General features: G+C 71.6%; 19 protein-coding genes. 12 read left to right on the top strand and 7 right to left on the bottom strand.

Annotated elements, in window-relative coordinates; translation table 11 throughout:
* Position 1: 1 nt before the first annotated feature.
* Genes ACFQE5_RS03285 through ACFQE5_RS03265 form a run of 5 tightly spaced genes read left to right on the top strand, consistent with a single transcriptional unit; the run spans position 2 to position 4,136 of the window.
* Positions 2 to 943: an ABC transporter permease gene (locus ACFQE5_RS03285; RefSeq protein WP_379582602.1), complete on the top strand. Its 942-nt coding sequence runs from the start codon at positions 2 to 4 to the stop codon at positions 941 to 943.
* Positions 940 to 1,821, top strand: coding sequence for an ABC transporter permease (locus tag ACFQE5_RS03280; protein ID WP_379582600.1), 882 nt, complete (start codon positions 940 to 942; stop codon positions 1,819 to 1,821). Before ACFQE5_RS03285 ends, ACFQE5_RS03280 begins: the two co-directional genes overlap by 4 nt.
* Positions 1,818 to 3,302, top strand: a complete 1,485-nt coding sequence (locus ACFQE5_RS03275) for an ABC transporter ATP-binding protein (protein WP_379582598.1) — start codon at positions 1,818 to 1,820, stop codon at positions 3,300 to 3,302. The genes ACFQE5_RS03280 and ACFQE5_RS03275 overlap by 4 nt, the downstream gene beginning before the upstream one ends.
* Positions 3,286 to 3,951, top strand: coding sequence for a (2Fe-2S) ferredoxin domain-containing protein (locus ACFQE5_RS03270; protein WP_379582596.1), 666 nt, complete (start codon positions 3,286 to 3,288; stop codon positions 3,949 to 3,951). The genes ACFQE5_RS03275 and ACFQE5_RS03270 overlap by 17 nt, the downstream gene beginning before the upstream one ends.
* A 41-nt stretch (positions 3,952 to 3,992) precedes the next feature.
* Positions 3,993 to 4,136 carry a hypothetical protein gene (locus ACFQE5_RS03265; protein WP_379582594.1) on the top strand — a complete coding sequence of 48 codons (144 nt, stop codon included), beginning with the start codon at positions 3,993 to 3,995 and terminating at the stop codon, positions 4,134 to 4,136.
* 41 nt (positions 4,137 to 4,177) lie between these two features.
* Here ACFQE5_RS03265 and ACFQE5_RS03260 read toward each other — a convergent pair whose 3' ends face one another.
* The 5 genes from ACFQE5_RS03260 to ACFQE5_RS03240 are packed head-to-tail and all read right to left on the bottom strand — an operon-like array spanning position 4,178 to position 6,966.
* Positions 4,178 to 5,008, bottom strand: a complete 831-nt coding sequence (locus ACFQE5_RS03260) for a F0F1 ATP synthase subunit delta (RefSeq protein ID WP_379582592.1) — start codon at positions 5,006 to 5,008, stop codon at positions 4,178 to 4,180.
* A complete protein-coding gene (locus ACFQE5_RS03255) occupies positions 5,008 to 5,589 on the bottom strand; it encodes a F0F1 ATP synthase subunit B (protein ID WP_379582590.1) in 582 nt (193 codons plus the stop codon). Before ACFQE5_RS03255 ends, ACFQE5_RS03260 begins: the two co-directional genes overlap by 1 nt.
* A 26-nt stretch (positions 5,590 to 5,615) precedes the next feature.
* A complete protein-coding gene (gene atpE / locus ACFQE5_RS03250) occupies positions 5,616 to 5,888 on the bottom strand; it encodes an ATP synthase F0 subunit C (RefSeq protein WP_379582588.1) in 273 nt (90 codons plus the stop codon).
* A gap of 17 nt (positions 5,889 to 5,905) precedes the next feature.
* Positions 5,906 to 6,619, bottom strand: a complete 714-nt coding sequence (gene atpB / locus ACFQE5_RS03245) for a F0F1 ATP synthase subunit A (protein ID WP_379582586.1) — start codon at positions 6,617 to 6,619, stop codon at positions 5,906 to 5,908.
* The gene (locus tag ACFQE5_RS03240; RefSeq protein ID WP_379582584.1) at positions 6,616 to 6,966 is read right to left on the bottom strand and encodes a hypothetical protein; all 351 of its coding nucleotides are present in this window, start codon (positions 6,964 to 6,966) and stop codon (positions 6,616 to 6,618) included. Before ACFQE5_RS03240 ends, atpB begins: the two co-directional genes overlap by 4 nt.
* A gap of 365 nt (positions 6,967 to 7,331) precedes the next feature.
* Between ACFQE5_RS03240 and ACFQE5_RS03235 the strand changes: the two genes are divergently transcribed.
* Positions 7,332 to 7,826, top strand: a complete 495-nt coding sequence (locus tag ACFQE5_RS03235; RefSeq protein WP_379582582.1) for a DUF1059 domain-containing protein — start codon at positions 7,332 to 7,334, stop codon at positions 7,824 to 7,826.
* A gap of 34 nt (positions 7,827 to 7,860) precedes the next feature.
* Here ACFQE5_RS03235 and ACFQE5_RS03230 read toward each other — a convergent pair whose 3' ends face one another.
* Positions 7,861 to 8,613: a class I SAM-dependent DNA methyltransferase gene (locus ACFQE5_RS03230; RefSeq protein ID WP_379582580.1), complete on the bottom strand. Its 753-nt coding sequence runs from the start codon at positions 8,611 to 8,613 to the stop codon at positions 7,861 to 7,863.
* 258 nt (positions 8,614 to 8,871) lie between these two features.
* On the opposite strand from ACFQE5_RS03230, the gene ACFQE5_RS03225 reads away from it, so the two are divergent.
* From ACFQE5_RS03225 to ACFQE5_RS03200, 6 genes are all read left to right on the top strand, one after another.
* Positions 8,872 to 10,605: an MFS transporter gene (locus ACFQE5_RS03225; protein ID WP_379582578.1), complete on the top strand. Its 1,734-nt coding sequence runs from the start codon at positions 8,872 to 8,874 to the stop codon at positions 10,603 to 10,605.
* 9 nt (positions 10,606 to 10,614) lie between these two features.
* Positions 10,615 to 11,145: a MarR family winged helix-turn-helix transcriptional regulator gene (locus tag ACFQE5_RS03220; protein WP_379582576.1), complete on the top strand. Its 531-nt coding sequence runs from the start codon at positions 10,615 to 10,617 to the stop codon at positions 11,143 to 11,145.
* A gap of 94 nt (positions 11,146 to 11,239) precedes the next feature.
* On the top strand, positions 11,240 to 12,391 hold the full coding sequence (locus ACFQE5_RS03215; RefSeq protein ID WP_379582574.1) for a thiolase family protein: 1,152 nt from the start codon (positions 11,240 to 11,242) through the stop codon (positions 12,389 to 12,391).
* A gap of 12 nt (positions 12,392 to 12,403) precedes the next feature.
* Positions 12,404 to 13,165: a 3-hydroxyacyl-CoA dehydrogenase gene (locus tag ACFQE5_RS03210; protein ID WP_379582572.1), complete on the top strand. Its 762-nt coding sequence runs from the start codon at positions 12,404 to 12,406 to the stop codon at positions 13,163 to 13,165.
* A 25-nt stretch (positions 13,166 to 13,190) separates the two neighbouring features.
* Positions 13,191 to 14,342: an acyl-CoA dehydrogenase family protein gene (locus tag ACFQE5_RS03205; protein WP_379582569.1), complete on the top strand. Its 1,152-nt coding sequence runs from the start codon at positions 13,191 to 13,193 to the stop codon at positions 14,340 to 14,342.
* Positions 14,339 to 15,010 (top strand): TetR/AcrR family transcriptional regulator, encoded by a 672-nt coding sequence (locus tag ACFQE5_RS03200; protein WP_379582567.1) that lies wholly within the window; start codon positions 14,339 to 14,341, stop codon positions 15,008 to 15,010. The genes ACFQE5_RS03205 and ACFQE5_RS03200 overlap by 4 nt, the downstream gene beginning before the upstream one ends.
* Before the next feature lie 34 nt (positions 15,011 to 15,044).
* Here ACFQE5_RS03200 and ACFQE5_RS03195 read toward each other — a convergent pair whose 3' ends face one another.
* Positions 15,045 to 16,487, bottom strand: coding sequence for an aminotransferase class V-fold PLP-dependent enzyme (locus ACFQE5_RS03195; protein ID WP_379583221.1), 1,443 nt, complete (start codon positions 16,485 to 16,487; stop codon positions 15,045 to 15,047).
* Between the last annotated feature and the right edge of the window lie 301 nt (positions 16,488 to 16,788).

The following is a 16,788-nucleotide window of genomic DNA, read 5'->3' as shown; positions in this document are numbered from 1 at the left end:
GATGAGCGCCGTGCTGCGGCGGATCGGGCAGGCGCTCGGCACGCTGTTGGGCGCCGGTCTGCTCGTGTTCGGGATGCTGGCCGTCACCCCGGGTGACCCCGCGCGTCGGGTCCTGGAGGCCCGCGGGGTCACCGAGCCCAGCCCGGCGGCGGTCGCGGCCGTGCGCGACGAGCTGCGCCTCGACGACCCCCTCGTGATCCGGTTCGGCCGCTGGGCGAGCGGTGCGGCCACCGGCGACCTGGGCGTGTCCTGGCGGACCGGACGACCGGTGACCGACGAGTTCGTCACCCGGCTACCGGCGACGCTGCGCCTGACCGGGGCCGCGATGGCGCTCGCGGTGGTGCTGGCGCTCGCGCTGGGCACCCTCGCCGCCGCGGCACCGGGCCGATGGCCCGACGTCGCGGTCCGCGCGGTGTCTCTCGCGATGCTCGTGGTGCCCAGCTTCGTGCTCGGGGTGATCGTTCTCGACGTCCTGGTCGTGCGGGCCGGGTTGGGCCGGGTGATCGCCGACGGGACCTGGGCGACGGTGTTCCTGCCCGCTCTCACTCTCGCGCTCGCCTCGGCCGCGAGCTGGTCGCGGGTGCTGCGCACCAGCCTCCTGGAAGCCGGGTCGGCGCCGTATCTACGGGTCAGCGCGGCCCGCGGGGCGAGCCGCCGGCGGCTGTTGGGCGTGCACCAGTTACCCAACGCGGCCCCGCCCTTCTTGACTCTGATCGGCCTGGGGGCGGCGGCGTTGATCGGCGGGGCACCGATCGTGGAGAGCGTGTTCACCTGGCCCGGGATCGGCCGCTACACCGTCGAGGCGATCAACGGCAGGGACATGCCGGTCGTCGTCGGGTTCACCCTGGTCGCGGTCGTCGGCTACGTGCTCACCAGCCTGGTCCTGGACCTGGTGTGCGCGGGCTTGGACCCACGGCTGCGCGCCGGTCGGGGGGCGGCATGAGCGCGGTCGGGATTCTGCGCCGGCCGGGGGTGCCCGCGCCGGGGCCGGTGGGCCGGTCCGTGTGGAGAGCGTTGCTGCGCCGACCCGCCGCCCGGGTGGGGTTGGCGCTGGCCGCGGTGCTCGCGTTCGCCGCCGTCGCAGGCCCACTGCTGGCGGCCGACCCGGACCTGCCCGACTACACCGACCAGCTCGCGGCGCCCAGCGCCGCGCACTGGCTGGGCACCGACCAGGCCGGCCGCGACCTGCTGGCACGCACTCTGGCCGGGGCGCAGGCCTCGCTGGGCGCGGCGCTGCTGGTCATGGCGCTCGCGGGTGTCATCGGACTGCTGGTCGGGACGCTCGCGGGCGCCGTCGGCGGCCTCGTCGACACCGTACTCACCCGGGCGACCGATGTGCTGCTCGGGCTGCCGTCGCTGGTGCTGACCCTGGCCGTGGTCGGGGTCCTCGGGCCGGGGTTCTGGAACCTGGTGCTGGCCATGTCTGCGACCAGCTGGGCCGGGCTGGCCCGGCTCGCCCGCAGCGTCGCACAGGGCAGCATGCAACGACCCGACGTGCTGGCCGCCCGCATGGCCGGGGTCGGTCCGGTGCGCCGGATCCTCGGGCACGTCGTCCCCGGCGTGGCGAACCAGGTCGTCGTCGCGGCCACCCTCGGACTCGGCGAGGCGGTGCTGGCGCTGGGTGGGCTCTCCTTCCTCGGGCTCGGTGCGCAGCCCCCGACCGCCGAATGGGGGACGATGCTCTCGACCGGCCGCGAGACCTTCGCCTACGCGCCCTGGCAGTTGCTCGGCCCGGGACTGGGGCTGGTGCTCTCGGTCGCCGCGGCGACACTGATCAGCGACGCGCTGCGGGACGTCACCGACCCGGGCGGGCAGTCGTGACCCCGCTCGTCGTGCAGGACCTCACCGTCACCTATCCCAACGGGCACCGTGCGCTCACCGACGTCGCGCTCACGGTGCGCGGAGGCGAGCGCTGCGCCCTGGTCGGACGCTCGGGCAGCGGTAAGACGACCCTGGTTCGCGCGATCCTCGGGCTGCTACCCGCGGGCACCAGGACCACCGGCAGCATCCGCGTCGACGGCCGCGAGGTGCTCGGCGCCCCCGAACACACCCTGCGACGGCTGCGGGGGCTGCTCGTCGGGTACGTGCCGCAGGACCCGTTCGCCGCCTGCGACCCGCTGCGGACCGTCGGGCATCACGTCGCCGAGGCCTGGACCGCGCACGGCCGCACCCCACCCACCGGGGCGATCGGCGCCGCGCTGGGCGCCGTGGGCATCGCCGACGCCGCGCGGCGCGCCCGCCATCACCCCCACCAGTGGTCGGGCGGGATGCTGCAGCGTGCCACCCTCGTCGCGGGCACGGCGCACACCCCGGTGCTCACCCTCGCCGACGAACCGACCAGCGCGCTGGACACCGAGCTCGCCGACGAAGCGCTGGACCTGCTGCGGCGGTGCTGTGGTGCGCTCCTGCTGATCAGCCACGACCTGGCCCTCGTGGCCCGGCACGCCGAATCCGTGCTCGTGCTGGCCGAGGGGCGGGTGGTGGAACGGGGTCCGGCCGCGACGGTGCTGCACACCCCGACGGCCGCAGAGACCCGGCGGCTGGTGGCCGCCGCGACCCCGCCGCCGCGGCGCGTCATCCCCTCCGACCGGTCCGGGCCGGTGGTCGCGCAGGTCCGCGGCGTCTCCCGCCGCTACGGCCGCGGGCCGGGCGCCGTGACCGCGCTGGACGACGTGTCGCTCACCCTGACCGCGGGCGAGGTCGTCGGTGTGGTCGGCCGCTCCGGGTCGGGCAAGTCGACGCTGGCCCGCATCGTCGGCGGCATGGAACGGCCCGACACCGGAACCGTCCACCTGGACGGCCGGGACGCCTGGTCCGGGCGGCGCACCCTGCGGGCCGGTTTCGTCATGCCGATCTTCCAGGACCCGGTGGCCAGCCTGGACCGGCGCTGGGCGCTGTGGCGCACCCTGACCGAACCCCTGCTGGCCCGCGGCGAGCGCCACCCCCGCGCGCGACGCCGCGAGCTGGCCCGCCAGGCGCTCGACCGCGTCGGGCTCACCGAGATCGACGTCGACCGCCTGCCCGCCAGCCTGTCGGTCGGCCAGGCCCAGCGCGTCGCGATCGCGCGCGCGATCGTGGCCCGCCCCGCCCTGCTGATCGCCGACGAACCCACGGCCAGCCTCGACGTCGCCGCCGCGGCCGAGATCACCACCCTGCTCCGTGCCGTCGCCGACGACGGCGCCGCGCTGCTCGTCGTCAGCCACGACCAGCAGCGCCTCGCCGGCTACGCCGACCGCATCGCCACCATGACAACCGGACGTCTGACTCCTGGAGGTCAACCCCGCTATGCCGCCGCCGGATGATCGAGCGCTGCTGCTGGTCGCCCGCCCCACCCCCGCGGGCGTCGATGCCCGGTCGCTGAGCGCACTGGCCGCCGCGGTCGCCGACCACACCGCCCACCCGGTCCGCATCGGACACCTCGACCAGGCCGAACCCTCGATCCACAGCGCCCTGGACGAGATCGCCGCGGACGGCCGCCACGCAGCCATGATCGTCGGGCTGGCGATCCCCGAGGACCGCTACCTGACCACCTGGATCGGGCGCGCCGTCGCGAACTGGCGCGAGACCCGCCGCCACGACCTGGACATCCGCGTCGGCACCGCGCTCAGCTCGCTGCCCGCGCTCGCCGAGATCCTCGCCGGGCTGGGCGGCACCGACGGCACCCCGGTCACCGCGGCGCCGTCCGGTTTCCGCAGCCCGGCCTGGTCGATCCTGCAGATCCCGCAGCGCCACCTGCTGGTCTGCCGCGGCCCCCGCTGCACCGCCTACGGAGCGGGCGCCACCCACCGCGCGCTGGCCGAGGCCACCCGCGGCACCACGACCCAGGTCACCCCCACCGGCTGCCTCGGCCCCTGCAACCTCGGACCGCTCGTGATCGACAACCCGGCCGGCCACTGGCACCAGGCCGTCGACCCGGCCGCGGCCACCGGCATCGCCGGTGCGCCGTCCTGAGCGGGTGTGTCGCCGGCCGCTCGCGGACGTAGTCTCGGTGGATGAGCCGCGCCTACGAGCCCGATGACGAGGTCGGCGACCCGGCCTGCTGGATGAACCGGGTCTGTCCCGAATGCGGTGGGCTGGCCGATGAGGACCCGCCCACCCGCTGTCAGCGGTGCGGCGCCGATCTACCGGGCGACTGAGCCCGGGCGCACCGGGACGTCGCACCGGGACGTCGCAGCGCTCAGTGGGGCAGGTTGCGGCGCGCGACGCCGAGTTTGCTCGCCACGCTGCCGTCGATGACCTCGCCGCCGATCCGGATGACGAGACCGCCGAGCAGCTCCTCGTCCAACTCGATCTGCAGCGAGATCGGGCGGCCGTACAGCCGGCTCAACGACTCGGTCAGCCGCCACTCCTGTTCGACGGTCAGCCGGATCGGGGTGCGGACGTGGGCGACGTAGCGGTCGCGGCGCGCGGCGGCCAGCTCGCACAGCTCCTCGGTCGTCAGGTCGAGGCCCGCTCCGCGCGGGGACCGCACACTCTGCTCCATCAGCGCCAGCGTCACCGGTGAGGTCCTGCCCGCGAGGAGGCCGCGCAGCAGTTCGGCGCGCCGGTCGTCCGCGGTGCTGCGGTCGCCGAGCAGCCTGCTCAGCTCCTGCTCCCGGTTCAGGATGCGGCCGATGCGGAACAGCTGGTCCTCGACCTCCTCGAGGCTGCCGTTGCGCTCCGCCACCCCCAGCGTCGCCCGCCGGGCCAGTGTCTCCAGCGCCTCCAGCAGGTCACCGGGTTGTGACCAGCGGGCCGCCGCGAGGTCGGACATGACATCGAGGGTCAGCCTGCCGACCTTGTCCATGAGCAGCCGGTCGACCAGCAAGGTGCGCGCCTCGGCCGGGGCCGAGGCGTCCCCGAGGTGTCGCCGCAGTCGCGGTTGGTGTTCGAGCAGCCGAAGCACCGAGAACAGCTCGGCGCCCAGACGTTCGAGGTCGGTGACCGACGAGGTGTCGATGACGTCGTCGAGCCGGTCCGTCGCCGCCCGGAGCGACTCCCGGCTGGCCGGATGGAGATGGGCGACCATCAGCTTGCCCCCGCACCGCTGACCCCGCCGGGGGCGCCCGTTCTGCGCGGGTGGGCCGGAACCCGGTCCAACTCGGCCAGGAACCGGTCGATCGTCGCCCGGCGCATGCCGTCATCGGCGAGCGACTGACCGACGATGCGTTCGGCGAGCTGCACGGCCAGCCCACCGATCTCCGAGCGGAGCTGGCGTGTCACCTGCTCCTGCTGCCGGGCGAGTTGTTCCTCGCCACGCCGGCGGATCCGTTCGACCTCGGCATCCGCGGCGATCCGCATCTCCTCGCGGATCCGTTTCGCGTCCGCCCGGGCCTCGTCGCGGATCGCCGTGGCCTCGCGGCGGGCATCCGCGAGCGCCGCGGCGAAGTGTTTCTCGGCCTCGCGGAGCTTGCGGCTCGCCTCCGCGCTGTCGGCCGCCTGCTTGCGCACCATCGCCTGCCGGTCGTTCATCGCCTTGGACAGCGGTGGCCAGACCCAGCGCCGGAGGATGTAGAGGATGAGCAGGAACGCCAGCACCTCGACGACGATGGTCATGTTGGGCAGCAGGAAGTTGCTCCCGCCCCCCTGTTCTTGGGCCAGCACACTCATGTGATCTCCCGGCTCGGTGGTTCGGCTCAGCCCAGGACGAAGACGAACATCGCCATGAAGGCCAGGTTGATGAAGTACATCGCCTCGACCAGGCCGACGACCAGCAGGAAGATGCCGAAGAGGCGCCCACGGGCCTCCGGCTGCCGGGCCACCCCGGCGATGACCTGACCACCGGCCAGGCCGTCACCGACAGCCGCGCCGATGGCTCCACCGGCCAGCGCAAGGCCACCGCCGATGTAGGCGCCGGCCGTGGTGACCGCGGTGTTGATATCCGCCGCCGCTGCGAGGACCTGCGACATGTTCGTTCCCCTCGGGGTCAGTGCGCGTCGGATTCCCCGCCGAGCGCTTGTCCGAAATAGATGATCGTCAAAATCGTGAAGATCACCGCCTGTAGAACGGCGATGAAGATGTCGAAGAGCTTCCAGGCGGTGAACGGCACCCAGAACAGCCAGATCGGGAACAACAGGATGATCAGCTGGATCATGATGACGCCGGACAGCACGTTGCCGAAGAGCCGCAGGGATAATGAGATCGGCTTGGTCAGCTCCTCGATGATCGCCATCGGGTTCTTGAAGTGTGCGAAGAATCGCACCGGATGTCGCTTTATCGCGGTGAACCACACCGCAAGCATGACGACGATCGAGAGCGCGAAGGTGAGGTTCACGTCCGCCGTCGGCGGAGGGAGCCACTCCTCGCTGGGCAGAATGGCCAGCAGGTTGGACAGCAGGATCAGCAGCGCGATCGTGAAGGCAAAGGGGACGACCCAGGGCGCGGTCCGGATCCCGAGATTGTCTTCGACCTGCTGTTCGATCTGCTCCTTCGTGACCTCGAGGGCGATCTGGAGCTTGGTCGGTTTGCCGACGCTGGCGCCGTGGGCCACCCACAGGCCGAGCCCGACCACGATCGCGCCCGCGACCAGCGTGCCGACGATCGTGTCCAGGTTGAGCGTGAAGCCGAACGGGTGGGCGGTCCAGTGTTCACCGATCTTGACCTCGCCGCCCCCGGCGGCGAGCGGGCCGGCGGTACTCACGAGCGGCGCAGCTCCTTGATCATCGGGACGGCGGCCGCGACGACGGCGATCGGCTGGTACATCGCGAGGCCGACGAGGACGCCGAGACCCTCAGGGCGCAGCAGCGCGGCGAACAGGAGGGCGATGACGGTGGCGATGGCCAGGCGGCTCAGGGTGCTCGTCGCGAGGCGGCTCTTGGCGGCGCGGCCGCTGTCGGCATATCGCGCCGTGGAGCGCAGGATCATCCAGGAGTTCCCGACGCCGAGGGCGAGTCCGAGAATGCCGAACAACGCGCCCAGGCCATGTCCGAGCGGGATCAGCGCCGCGAGTCCCAACAATGCCGCGATACCTGCGCCGATAACGGACATCCGAAAGATCGAACGGGCGTTGGGTGGAATGTAGGAGGCCGTGAACATTGACCGGTTGTCTCCCGTCTGTCCGTTCTGTCGCCCTTCCGCCGGAAGCGCCGTCGCAGCCAGCGTGTCGACTATCACGTGATGGTGGCCCGGCGAGCCCGGCCAGGCAAGCGGTGGATCGTCGAGGAATATCCGTATCGCCTTAATGGGTGGCTTCCGGTGGTCGGGACGGGTCCCGAACCACGTATGGACAGTTTCGATCGGGCGGAGTTGGCTGAGAACCCCTCATCGGTAATTGGCCGACGCGAGGCCGCGCACCGGTGCCGAGCCGGCCGAGGGACGTCGTCGCCCGTCCAAGACCCTGTCAGGAGGACGTGATGGCCAGAAAGACGATGGACTGCCGGACCATGCCCAGCGAGTCCAACTGCACGCTGACGATCACCGGCGAGGAGGAGGAGGTGCTGCGCACCGCCGTCGCGCACGCGGTGGAGGTGCACGGGCACACGGACAACGAGGAGCTGCGCACCGGGTTGCGTGCGGCGCTGACCGAGGCGCCGGTGCTGGAGCTGAAGCCCGGCGCGTTCGTGCAGGTCATCGAGTTCAGCACGAGTCGCATCCAGGAACTCGAGGAGGTCGAGCGGGGGTGGGCCGAGGCGATCGGCCCGGACCGGACGGCGCGCTGGGTCGTTCAGACCGTCGACCGTGGCGAGCCCGGCCGCTTCCTGCAGATGGTCGCGTTTCCCGACCGCGACTCGGCGATGGCGAACTCGAAGCATCCGGTGACCAACCGGTTCGCGGAGAAGTTGGCGCAGCTCTGCGACGGGGAGCCGACGTTTCGCAATGTGGACGTCCGTCGGGTCGAGGTGTTCTGAGCAACCCACGAGGCCACGGCCCCGCGCCGGTGGGTCAGGCGCGCGCCAGCAGGTCCAGCCGGAGCCCGAGGCCGCCGGGGCCCACACCGTGCACCGTCCGGGAGACCGGATGTCCGAATCCACGGCCGTTGGCGAACTCGCGGGCGAGTTCATGCACCGCGTCCGCGCAATTCGCCTGCCCGAAGTTGCCTCGGTAGTGCAGGAACAGGATCCGGCCACCGGGTCGCAGCCGGTCCAGGAGTCGGCCGAGCCCGAGCCTCAGCGTGGTCGGCTCCCAGTAGTAGAGGACGTCGGAGCAGATGATCAGGTCGAACGTGCCCGGCGGCATGTCCAGCGGCAGCGTGCGCCGCTGCGCGACGACCCGGGGATCGCCCTCGAGACGTCCCCGGGTCCGCTCGATCGCCGCCGCGGAGATGTCGACCGCGACGAGTTCGTCGGTGAGTTTCGTCAGTAGTTCGGTGAGCTGGCCCTCGCCGCAGCCGACCTCCAGCGTCCTTGAGTAGTGGGTGTCGTCCAGCGTCTGCATGATCAGGTCGTATTTGTCCTGTTCATAGGCGCTCTCGGCGATGCCGTAGGGATCCGGGCGGCGGTAGAGCCGTTCGTGACAGCGGCGTCCCCAACCCGGCTGCCACAGCCAGGCCCAGTCTGCCATGCGCGGCTCGAGCCCCGGATGCATCCGGATCACTGCGCGCGCAAGCCAGCGTGCGGGTGCCGTTCCGAACCGCAGGGCATGGCCGGCGGCGAGCCGCGCCGCCCGGCGGAGCTGGGCCGTGGCGGAGATACTCATGAGGTCCTTTCGGGGTTACGGATGTGAGATGTCGATCATTCATCCGACCTCGCCGTGGACGCCGTTAGCCGATAATCCGATCAAACCGGTCCTTTCACTCGGAAGACGTAGACCACGCCTGTGAGTGCGTAACAGTGTTCCCACACCGTTACGCACTCACAGGCGTGGTCTAGCTCACTCGCAAACCGGACGAGCTTCGTCGCCTCGGCGCGGGCAGACTGTTTAGCTTGTGTCAACTAAATTGTCTGGCGAGAACTGATGGGGTCGCTCGTGCCCGCTCTCGATCTCGGCTCGCGCTACAAGTGGGTCGCACTGTCCAACACGACGCTCGGCATGCTGATGGCCACGGTCAACTCCTCGATCGTGCTCATCGCGCTGCCCGACATCTTCCGCGGCATCGACATCAACCCCCTCGAACCCGCGAACACCGGTTACCTGCTGTGGATGATCATGGGCTTCCTGGTCGTCACCGGGGTCCTGGTGGTCGGGTTCGGGCGACTCGGCGACATGTACGGCCGCGTCCGCATGTACAACCTCGGCTTCGCGATCTTCGCGGTGTCCTCGGTCCTGCTGGCCGTCACCTGGCAGCGCGGCGACGTCGCGGCGCTGTGGCTGATCGGCTGGCGAATCGTGCAGGGCATCGGCGGTGCGTTCCTGATGGCCAACTCCAACGCGATCCTCACCGACGCCTTTCCGCTGCACCAACGCGGCCTGGCCCTTGGCATCAACTCGGTGGCGGCGATCACGGGCTCGTTCCTCGGCCTGGTCGTCGGGGGAGTGCTCGCCCCGGTGAACTGGCACCTGGTGTTCCTGGTGTCCGCGCCGATCGGGGTGTTCGGCACCGTCTGGGCCTATCTGAAGCTGCGCGACACCGGTGAGCGCACACCGGCCCGGATGGACTGGTGGGGCAACCTCACCTTCGCCGCCGGGCTGATCGCGGTGCTCGTCGGGATCACCTACGGGATCCAGCCGTACGGGGGGCACGTCATGGGCTGGACCAGCCCGATGGTGCTGACCCTGCTCATCGGCGGGGTCGCGGTGCTCGGGCTGTTCGCCGTGATCGAGGTCCGGGCGCCGGATCCGCTGTTCACGCTGTCGTTGTTCCGGATCCGCAGCTTCACGCTGGGCAACGTCGCGAACCTGCTGGCCTCGCTCGGCCGGGGCGGCCTCATGTTCATCCTGATCATCTGGCTGCAGGGGATCTGGCTGCCCCGCCACGGCTACAGCTTCGAGCAGACACCCCTGTGGGTCGGCATCTACATGCTGCCGCTGACCCTCGGGTTCCTCGTCGCGGCGCCGCTGTCCGGCCTGTTGTCCGACCGCGGCGGCGCCCGCTGGTACACCACCGGCGGCATGGTCGTCGCGGCCGTGACGTTCCTGCTGCTGCAGGCGCTGCCCGTCGACTTCGACTACTGGACCTTCGCGACGATCCTGCTGGTCAACGGCATCGGGATGGGACTGTTCGCGTCGCCGAACCGGGCGCAGATCATGAACAGCCTGCCCGCGCGGGCGCGGGGGGCGGGCGCCGGGATGACCGCCACCTTCCAGAACACCGCCATGGTGCTGTCCATCGGGATCTTCTTCAGCCTGATGATCGCCGGGCTGTCCCAGCACCTGCCCGTCGTGCTGGCCGACGGCCTGGTCCAGCATGGAGTACCCGTGGCCGACGCGCACGCGATCGCGCAGCTCCCGCCGGTCGGAGTGCTCTTCGCGGCGTTCCTCGGGTACAACCCGATCCAGCAACTGCTCGGCGGTACGCTCGGCGGGCTGCCCGCCGACCAGGCGGCCTATCTCACCGGGCGGAGCTTCTTCCCTGAGTTGATCTCGGGCCCGTTCTCCGACGGTCTCGCCACGGCGTTCCTGTTCGCCGTCGTCGCGTGCGCCATCGCCGCGGTGGCGTCGCTGTTCGCCGACGACCGGCGGCACGGGAGGATCGACGACCCGCGCGCCGCGACCGGTCGTCGGCGCGGCCCGGTCGCGGCGGCACGGTAGGACAGGGCCGTGGACGGCGCAGCGGCGGGACGGCCGGGACACCCGGAGGCGGCCGAGCTCGCCGGACGGCTGCGGATCGCCCTGAGCCGGTTGGGGCATCAGCTGCGGACCCAGGACGCGCAGGCCGGCCTGACCCCGACCCGGCTGACGACGCTCGCGGTCCTCGAGTCCGACGGCCCGCTGCGGGTGGGAGCGCTCGCCGAACGCCTCGGGATCAGTGCGCCCACGATGTCGCGGATCGTCGAGTGCCTGGACGAGCGTCAGCTCGTGCGGCGCACCCCGGACCCGGACGACCATCGCGCCATCCGGATCACGCTGAGCGCGGCGGGCTCGAGCCTGCTCGGCGCGCTGCGGCGCCGCCGGACCGGATTGCTCGCCGACCGGATCGGCCATCTCGACGCCCGCGGCCTGGCCGTGCTCGCCGCGGCGCTGCCGGTGCTGGAGGCGTTGGCCGCGGAGGGGGGCGGGCCGCCACCGCGCCGGGGGCTCGCCGGGTCGAGCCTGCGGCCCACACCACAACCGCAAGACGGTCAGCACTGACTGTTTTGCTGCTACGGTCGCCACCGGCGCGGAGTCGCCGGCAGATACCGGTGCGCGTCGTTTCGACGGGTCAGCGACGGACGAGGAGCCGGACATGCGAGATGCAGTGATCGTGGAAGCGGTGCGGACCCCGGTGGGGAAGCGCAACGGCGGGCTGTCGGGGGTGCATCCGGCCGACTTGTCGGCGCTGGTGCTCGACGCGCTGGCCCAGCGGTCGGGGATCGACCCGGCGGTGGTCGACGACGTGATCTGGGGATGTGTCACGCAGTCCGGGGAGCAGACCTTCGACATCGGTCGGACCGCGGTGCTGACCGCGGGCTGGCCGGAGACCGTGCCCGGGGTGACGGTGGACCGGCAGTGCGGCTCCTCGCAGCAGTCGGTGCACTTCGCCGCGGCCGGCCTGGTCGCCGGGCAGTACGACGTGGTCGTGGCCGGAGGCGTCGAGTCGATGTCGCGGGTCCCGATGGGGTCGTCCCTGGCCGGGAAGCTCCCGGTCGGGGAGGGTTTCCTGGCCCGTTACGACGGCGTGTTCCCGAACCAGGGCCCGGGCGCGGAGATGGTGGTCGAGCGGTGGGGCCTGTCCCGCACGCAGCTCGACGAGTTCTCCCTCGCCAGCCATGAGAAGGCCGCCGTCGCGCAGGACGAGGGTCGGTTCGACGCGCAGATCGTGCCGGTCACGCTGCCCGACGGCACCGTGGTCAGCAAGGACGAGGGCATCCGGCGCGGCGGAACGCTGGAGTCGCTGGCCGCGTTGAAGACGGTGTTCAAGCCCGAGGGCGGAACGATCACGGCCGGGAACTCCTCGCAGATCTCCGACGGGTCGGCCGCACTGCTGATGACCACCAGCGAGATGGCGGCGCGGCTGGGGCTGCGGCCGATCGCGCGGGTCCACACCGCGGTGCTGGCGGCGGCGGACCCGATCATCATGCTGACCGCGCCGATCCCGGCCACCCAGAAGGCCCTGACCCGCTCGGGGCTGAAGCTGGAGGAGATCGGGGCGTTCGAGGTCAACGAGGCGTTCGCGCCGGTGCCGCTGGCCTGGCTGGCCGACATCGGTGCCGATGCGAAGGCGCTCAACCCGAACGGCGGGGCGATCGCCATCGGGCATCCACTGGGTGGCTCGGGGGCACGGCTGGCCACCACGCTGATCCACCACATGCGCGACAACGGCATCCGCTACGGCCTGCAGACCATGTGCGAGGGTGGGGGCCAGGCGAACGCCACCATCTTCGAGCTCGTCCACTGAGGAGACACCACCATGGACATCAACGGGTCCGTCGCGTTGGTCACGGGTGGGGCCTCCGGGCTCGGTCTGGCGAGCACCGAGAAGTTGCTGGACGCCGGCGCGAGCGTCGTCATCCTGGACCTTCCGGGGTCGGCGGGCGGGCAGGTCGCGGAGAAGCTGGGCGAGAAGGTCCGGTTCGCGCCCGGCGACGTCACCGACGAGGCCGACGTGACGGCGGCGCTGGACCTGGCCGCGGAGCTCGGCACACTGCGGGTCGCGGTGAACTGCGCCGGGACCGGCAATGCGATCAAGACCCTGGGCAAGCACGGCCCGTTTCCGCTCGCGGACTTCACGAAGATCGTCAACATCAACCTGATCGGCACGTTCAACGTGATCCGGCTGGCGGCCGAGCGCATCGCGCGGGCCGACCCGATCGAGGGCGAACGCGGCGTCATCGTCAACACCGCCTCGGTGGCGGCGTTCGACGGCCAGATCGGACAGGCGGCGTACTCGGCGTCGAAGGGCGGCGTGGTCGGGATGACCCTGCCGATCGCCCGCGACCTGGCCGGGGCGCTGATCCGGGTGGTCACGATCGCGCCGGGCCTGTTCGACACCCCGCTGTTGGCCTCGCTGCCCGAGGACGCCAGGACCTCGCTCGGCAAACAGGTGCCGCACCCGTCCCGGCTCGGCAACCCGGCCGAGTTCGGCGCGCTGGCGGCGCATATCGTCGCCAACCCGATGCTCAACGGCGAGGTCATCCGGCTCGACGGCGCGATCCGGATGGGCCCTCGATGACGCAGATTCCGCGACGGAGCCGACGATGAAGCGCAGGCTGTACGAGGACGAGCACGAGGCGTTCCGCGAGTCGTTCCGGAAGTTCCTGGCCGTCGAGGTCGTCCCGCACCATGAGGAGTGGGAGCGGGCCGGCATCGTGCCGCGGGAGCTGTTCGCGACCGCGGGCAAGGCCGGGTTCCTGGGCATGGAGATCCCCGAGGCCTTCGGCGGGGGCGGGGTTCGCGACTTCCGCTTCAACGCGGTGATCGCCGAGGAGGTCATGCGCTGCGGCGTCGCCGCCGCGGGGCTCGGTCTGAGCCTGCACAACGACATCTGCTTGCCCTACTTCATGGCCTACTGCACCGACGAGCAGAAGCGGCGCTGGCTGCCGGGTATCGCCTCCGGTGAGCTGATCACGGCGATCGCGATGACCGAGCCGGGAATCGGCTCGGACCTGGCCTCGATGTCCACCACCGCGATCCGCGACGGTGACCACTACGTGGTCAACGGGGCCAAGACGTTCATCACCAACGGCATCAACTCCGATCTGGTGATCACCGCCGTCAAGACGGATCCCACCCAGCGGCACAAGGGGATGTCGCTGCTCGTGATCGAACGCGGGATGCCGGGTTTCGAACGCGGCCGCAACCTCGACAAGCTCGGCCAGCACGCGCAGGACACCGCGGAGCTGTCGTTCACCGATGTCCGGGTGCCGGTGGCCAACCTGCTCGGGCCGGGCGAGGGGGAGGGCTTCACCCAGCTGGTGACCAACCTGCCCCAGGAGCGACTCTCGATCGCGATCGCCGCCGTGGCCGCGGCGCAGACCGCGCTGGCGCAGACCCTGGCCTATGTCAAGGAGCGCAAGGCGTTCGGGCAGCCGATCGGGTCGTTCCAAAACTCGAGGTTCGTGCTGGCCGAGATCGCCACCGAGGTCGACATCGCCCAGCACTACATCGACGACTGCGTGCGTGCGTTGAACGCGGGCGAGCTGACCGCGGTGGACGCGAGCAAGGCGAAGTGGTGGTGCACCGAGCTTCAGGGCCGGGTGCTGGACCGGTGCCTGCAGCTGCACGGTGGGTACGGGTACATGACCGAGTACCCGATCGCGAAGGCCTACGCCGACGCGCGGATCACCCGTATCTACGGCGGCACGACCGAGATCATGAAGGAAGTCATCGGCCGTTCGCTCGGGCTGTGACCGGCGCACCGAAGCCGGCCGGCGCACCGAAGCCGGCCGGCGCGCCGGGGCCGGGTGGCGCGACGACGAAGACCCGGGCGCAGCGCAGCGAGGACAGCCGCGCCCGGATCCTGGACGCCGCCGTCGCCTGTCTCGTCGACGGCGGCTACGCCGCGGCCACGACGCTGACCATCCAGGCCGCCGCGGAGGTCTCCCGTGGTCGCCTGCTGCACCACTTCCCGTCCCGGGACCGGCTGCTCGTCGCGGCCGCGCAGCATCTGGCGGTCAAACGGGTGCGCGACACCGAGGACCGGGTGCTGAGCATCGTCGGTACCGGCATCGAGGGGTGGGACCGCGCCGACCGGGTCGTCGAGCTGCTCTGGGAGTCCTTTCACGAGCCGCATTTCTGGGCCGCCATCGAGCTGTGGACCGCGGCCAGGGCGAATGCGGAGATCGCCGAGGTGCTGCGGCCCGAGGAGCGGCGACTCGGGGCGGTCATCAAGGCCTCGGTCGGTCGCATGTTCGGCGAGCCGCTCGTCTCCCATCCGCGGTTCCGTCAGCTGCGTGACCTGCTGCTGACCAGCATGCGCGGCACCGCGTTGACCTACGCGTTCGACCCGCGGGACGTGCGGCGCGACCCCATGGTCGCCCAGTGGAAGGACCTCACCCGCACGCTGCTGGCCGGCTGATCGAGCCGAGCCGGGCCCGATCCTCTCCAGCCGGTCAGCGCACCGCGTCCGCGGCCTCGCACAGCGCGGTCCACAGGGCCTCGACATGCCGGCGCCGGGTCGCCACCGACCCGATCGCCACCCGGATGACGTACCGCCCGTCGACGACGGTGTGGGTGAGCAGCGCGGACCCGGCGGCGTTGACCCGTTCCAGCACGGCGCGGGTGGCTCGATCATCGGCGCTGTCGTCGGGGGTGCCGTCGCGGCCGACGACGCGCAGGCACACCAGGGCCAGCGACGGCGGCACCGCGAGGGTGAACCGCGGGTCGGCACGGACCCATGACGCCAGCTCGGAGGCCAGCGCGACGTGCCCGCGAAGATGCGCCCGCAGGCCCTGCAGCCCCAGGCCGTGGAGCACCGTCCACAGCTTGAGCGCGCGGAACCGGCGGCCGAGCGGGACCTGCCAGTCGCGGTAGTCGACGACCTCGCCGGACTCGCTCGCGGCGTTGCGCAGGTACTCCGGGGTGATCGACAGCGCGGCCGGCAGCGCGACGCCGTCGCGCACCCACAGCATCGAGGCATCGAACGCGGTGAGCAGCCACTTGTGCGCGTCGGTGCAGAACGAGTCGACGAGCTCGACGCCGTCGAGCAGGTGCCGGAACTCGGGGCAGAGCGCCGCCACCCCGGCCCATGCGGCATCGACGTGCACCCAGGCCCCGTGCTCCCGGGCGACCTGCGCGATCTCGCGCACCGGGTCGACGGCACCGGTGCCGGTGGTGCCGATGGTCGGGCAGACGAGCACGGGGCGCAGTCCCGCGGCGACGTCGGCGGCCATCGCGGCGGCGAGCGCATCGGGTGACATCGCCAGCGACCCGGCGCAGGGCTCGACGACACGCACCGCCCCCGCCCCCAACCCGGCCACCCGGGCCGCCTTGGCCAGTGACGAATGCGTCTCGGCCGTGAGGTAGACGCGTTCGAGTCCGTCGGTGCCGGTCTCCCGCCAGGCGCCGTCGGACGTGCGGTGCAGCGCCGCCAGCAGCGCCACCAGCACCGCCGACGAGGCGGAATCCTGGATCGAGCCGCCCCCGCCGCCGTCGAAGGTGAACTCCTTGCCCAGCCCGAGGGCGGCGGCGAGCCCGTCGAGCAGCACCTGCTCGACCTCGGTGCACGCCGGCGAGGTCGACCAGAGCATCCCCTGGGCGCCCAGGCCGCCGGAGAGCAGGTCGCCGAGCAGCGAGGTCAGCGAGGCGTTGGCGGGGAAGTAGCCGAAGAACCCCGGATGCTGCCAATGCGCGCTGGCCGGGACGACGACCCGGTCGACCTCGGCGAGCAACTCCTCCAGCGGCCGGGGACGTTCGGGAAGGTCCGCGGCGAGCTGCCCGCGCACCCAGCCGGGCTCGACCGTGGCGCCCACCGGCAGCGCATCCAGACCGGCTCGATAGTCGGCCACCCAGTCGACGAACCGGTGGCCGAGCCTGCGGAACTCCTCGGGATCCAGATCGGGCACGTGGCCGACCCTACGACCGATTCGGCCGGGCCGGAGCCCAGGCCACCCGCCGCCCGTTCCTCGCGCAGCCGGGTCCGGGACCCCGATCAGCGCGACGTCGGCGATCCGCGCGGCCGGCCACCCGCCCGCCAGCGCTCTCGATCAAGCCGCCACGCCGGACCGACCGTCAGCAACGTGCTGGGTCGCTACACCTAGTGCCGTGACCACAAACGTTGCCGGTGAAGCCGATGCTGGTGGGCATGGCTGAACGGGTGAGAGTCAGGCGGCTCTCCGACGAGGAGGGCCAGCGGCT

The sequence above is a fragment of the Pseudonocardia hispaniensis genome, from assembly GCF_042658695.1.
GTDB classification, from domain to species: Bacteria; Actinomycetota; Actinomycetes; order Mycobacteriales; family Pseudonocardiaceae; genus Pseudonocardia; species Pseudonocardia hispaniensis.
The sequence above is the reverse complement of the archived record's forward strand: the minus strand, read 5'-3'. Positions and strand labels throughout refer to the sequence as shown.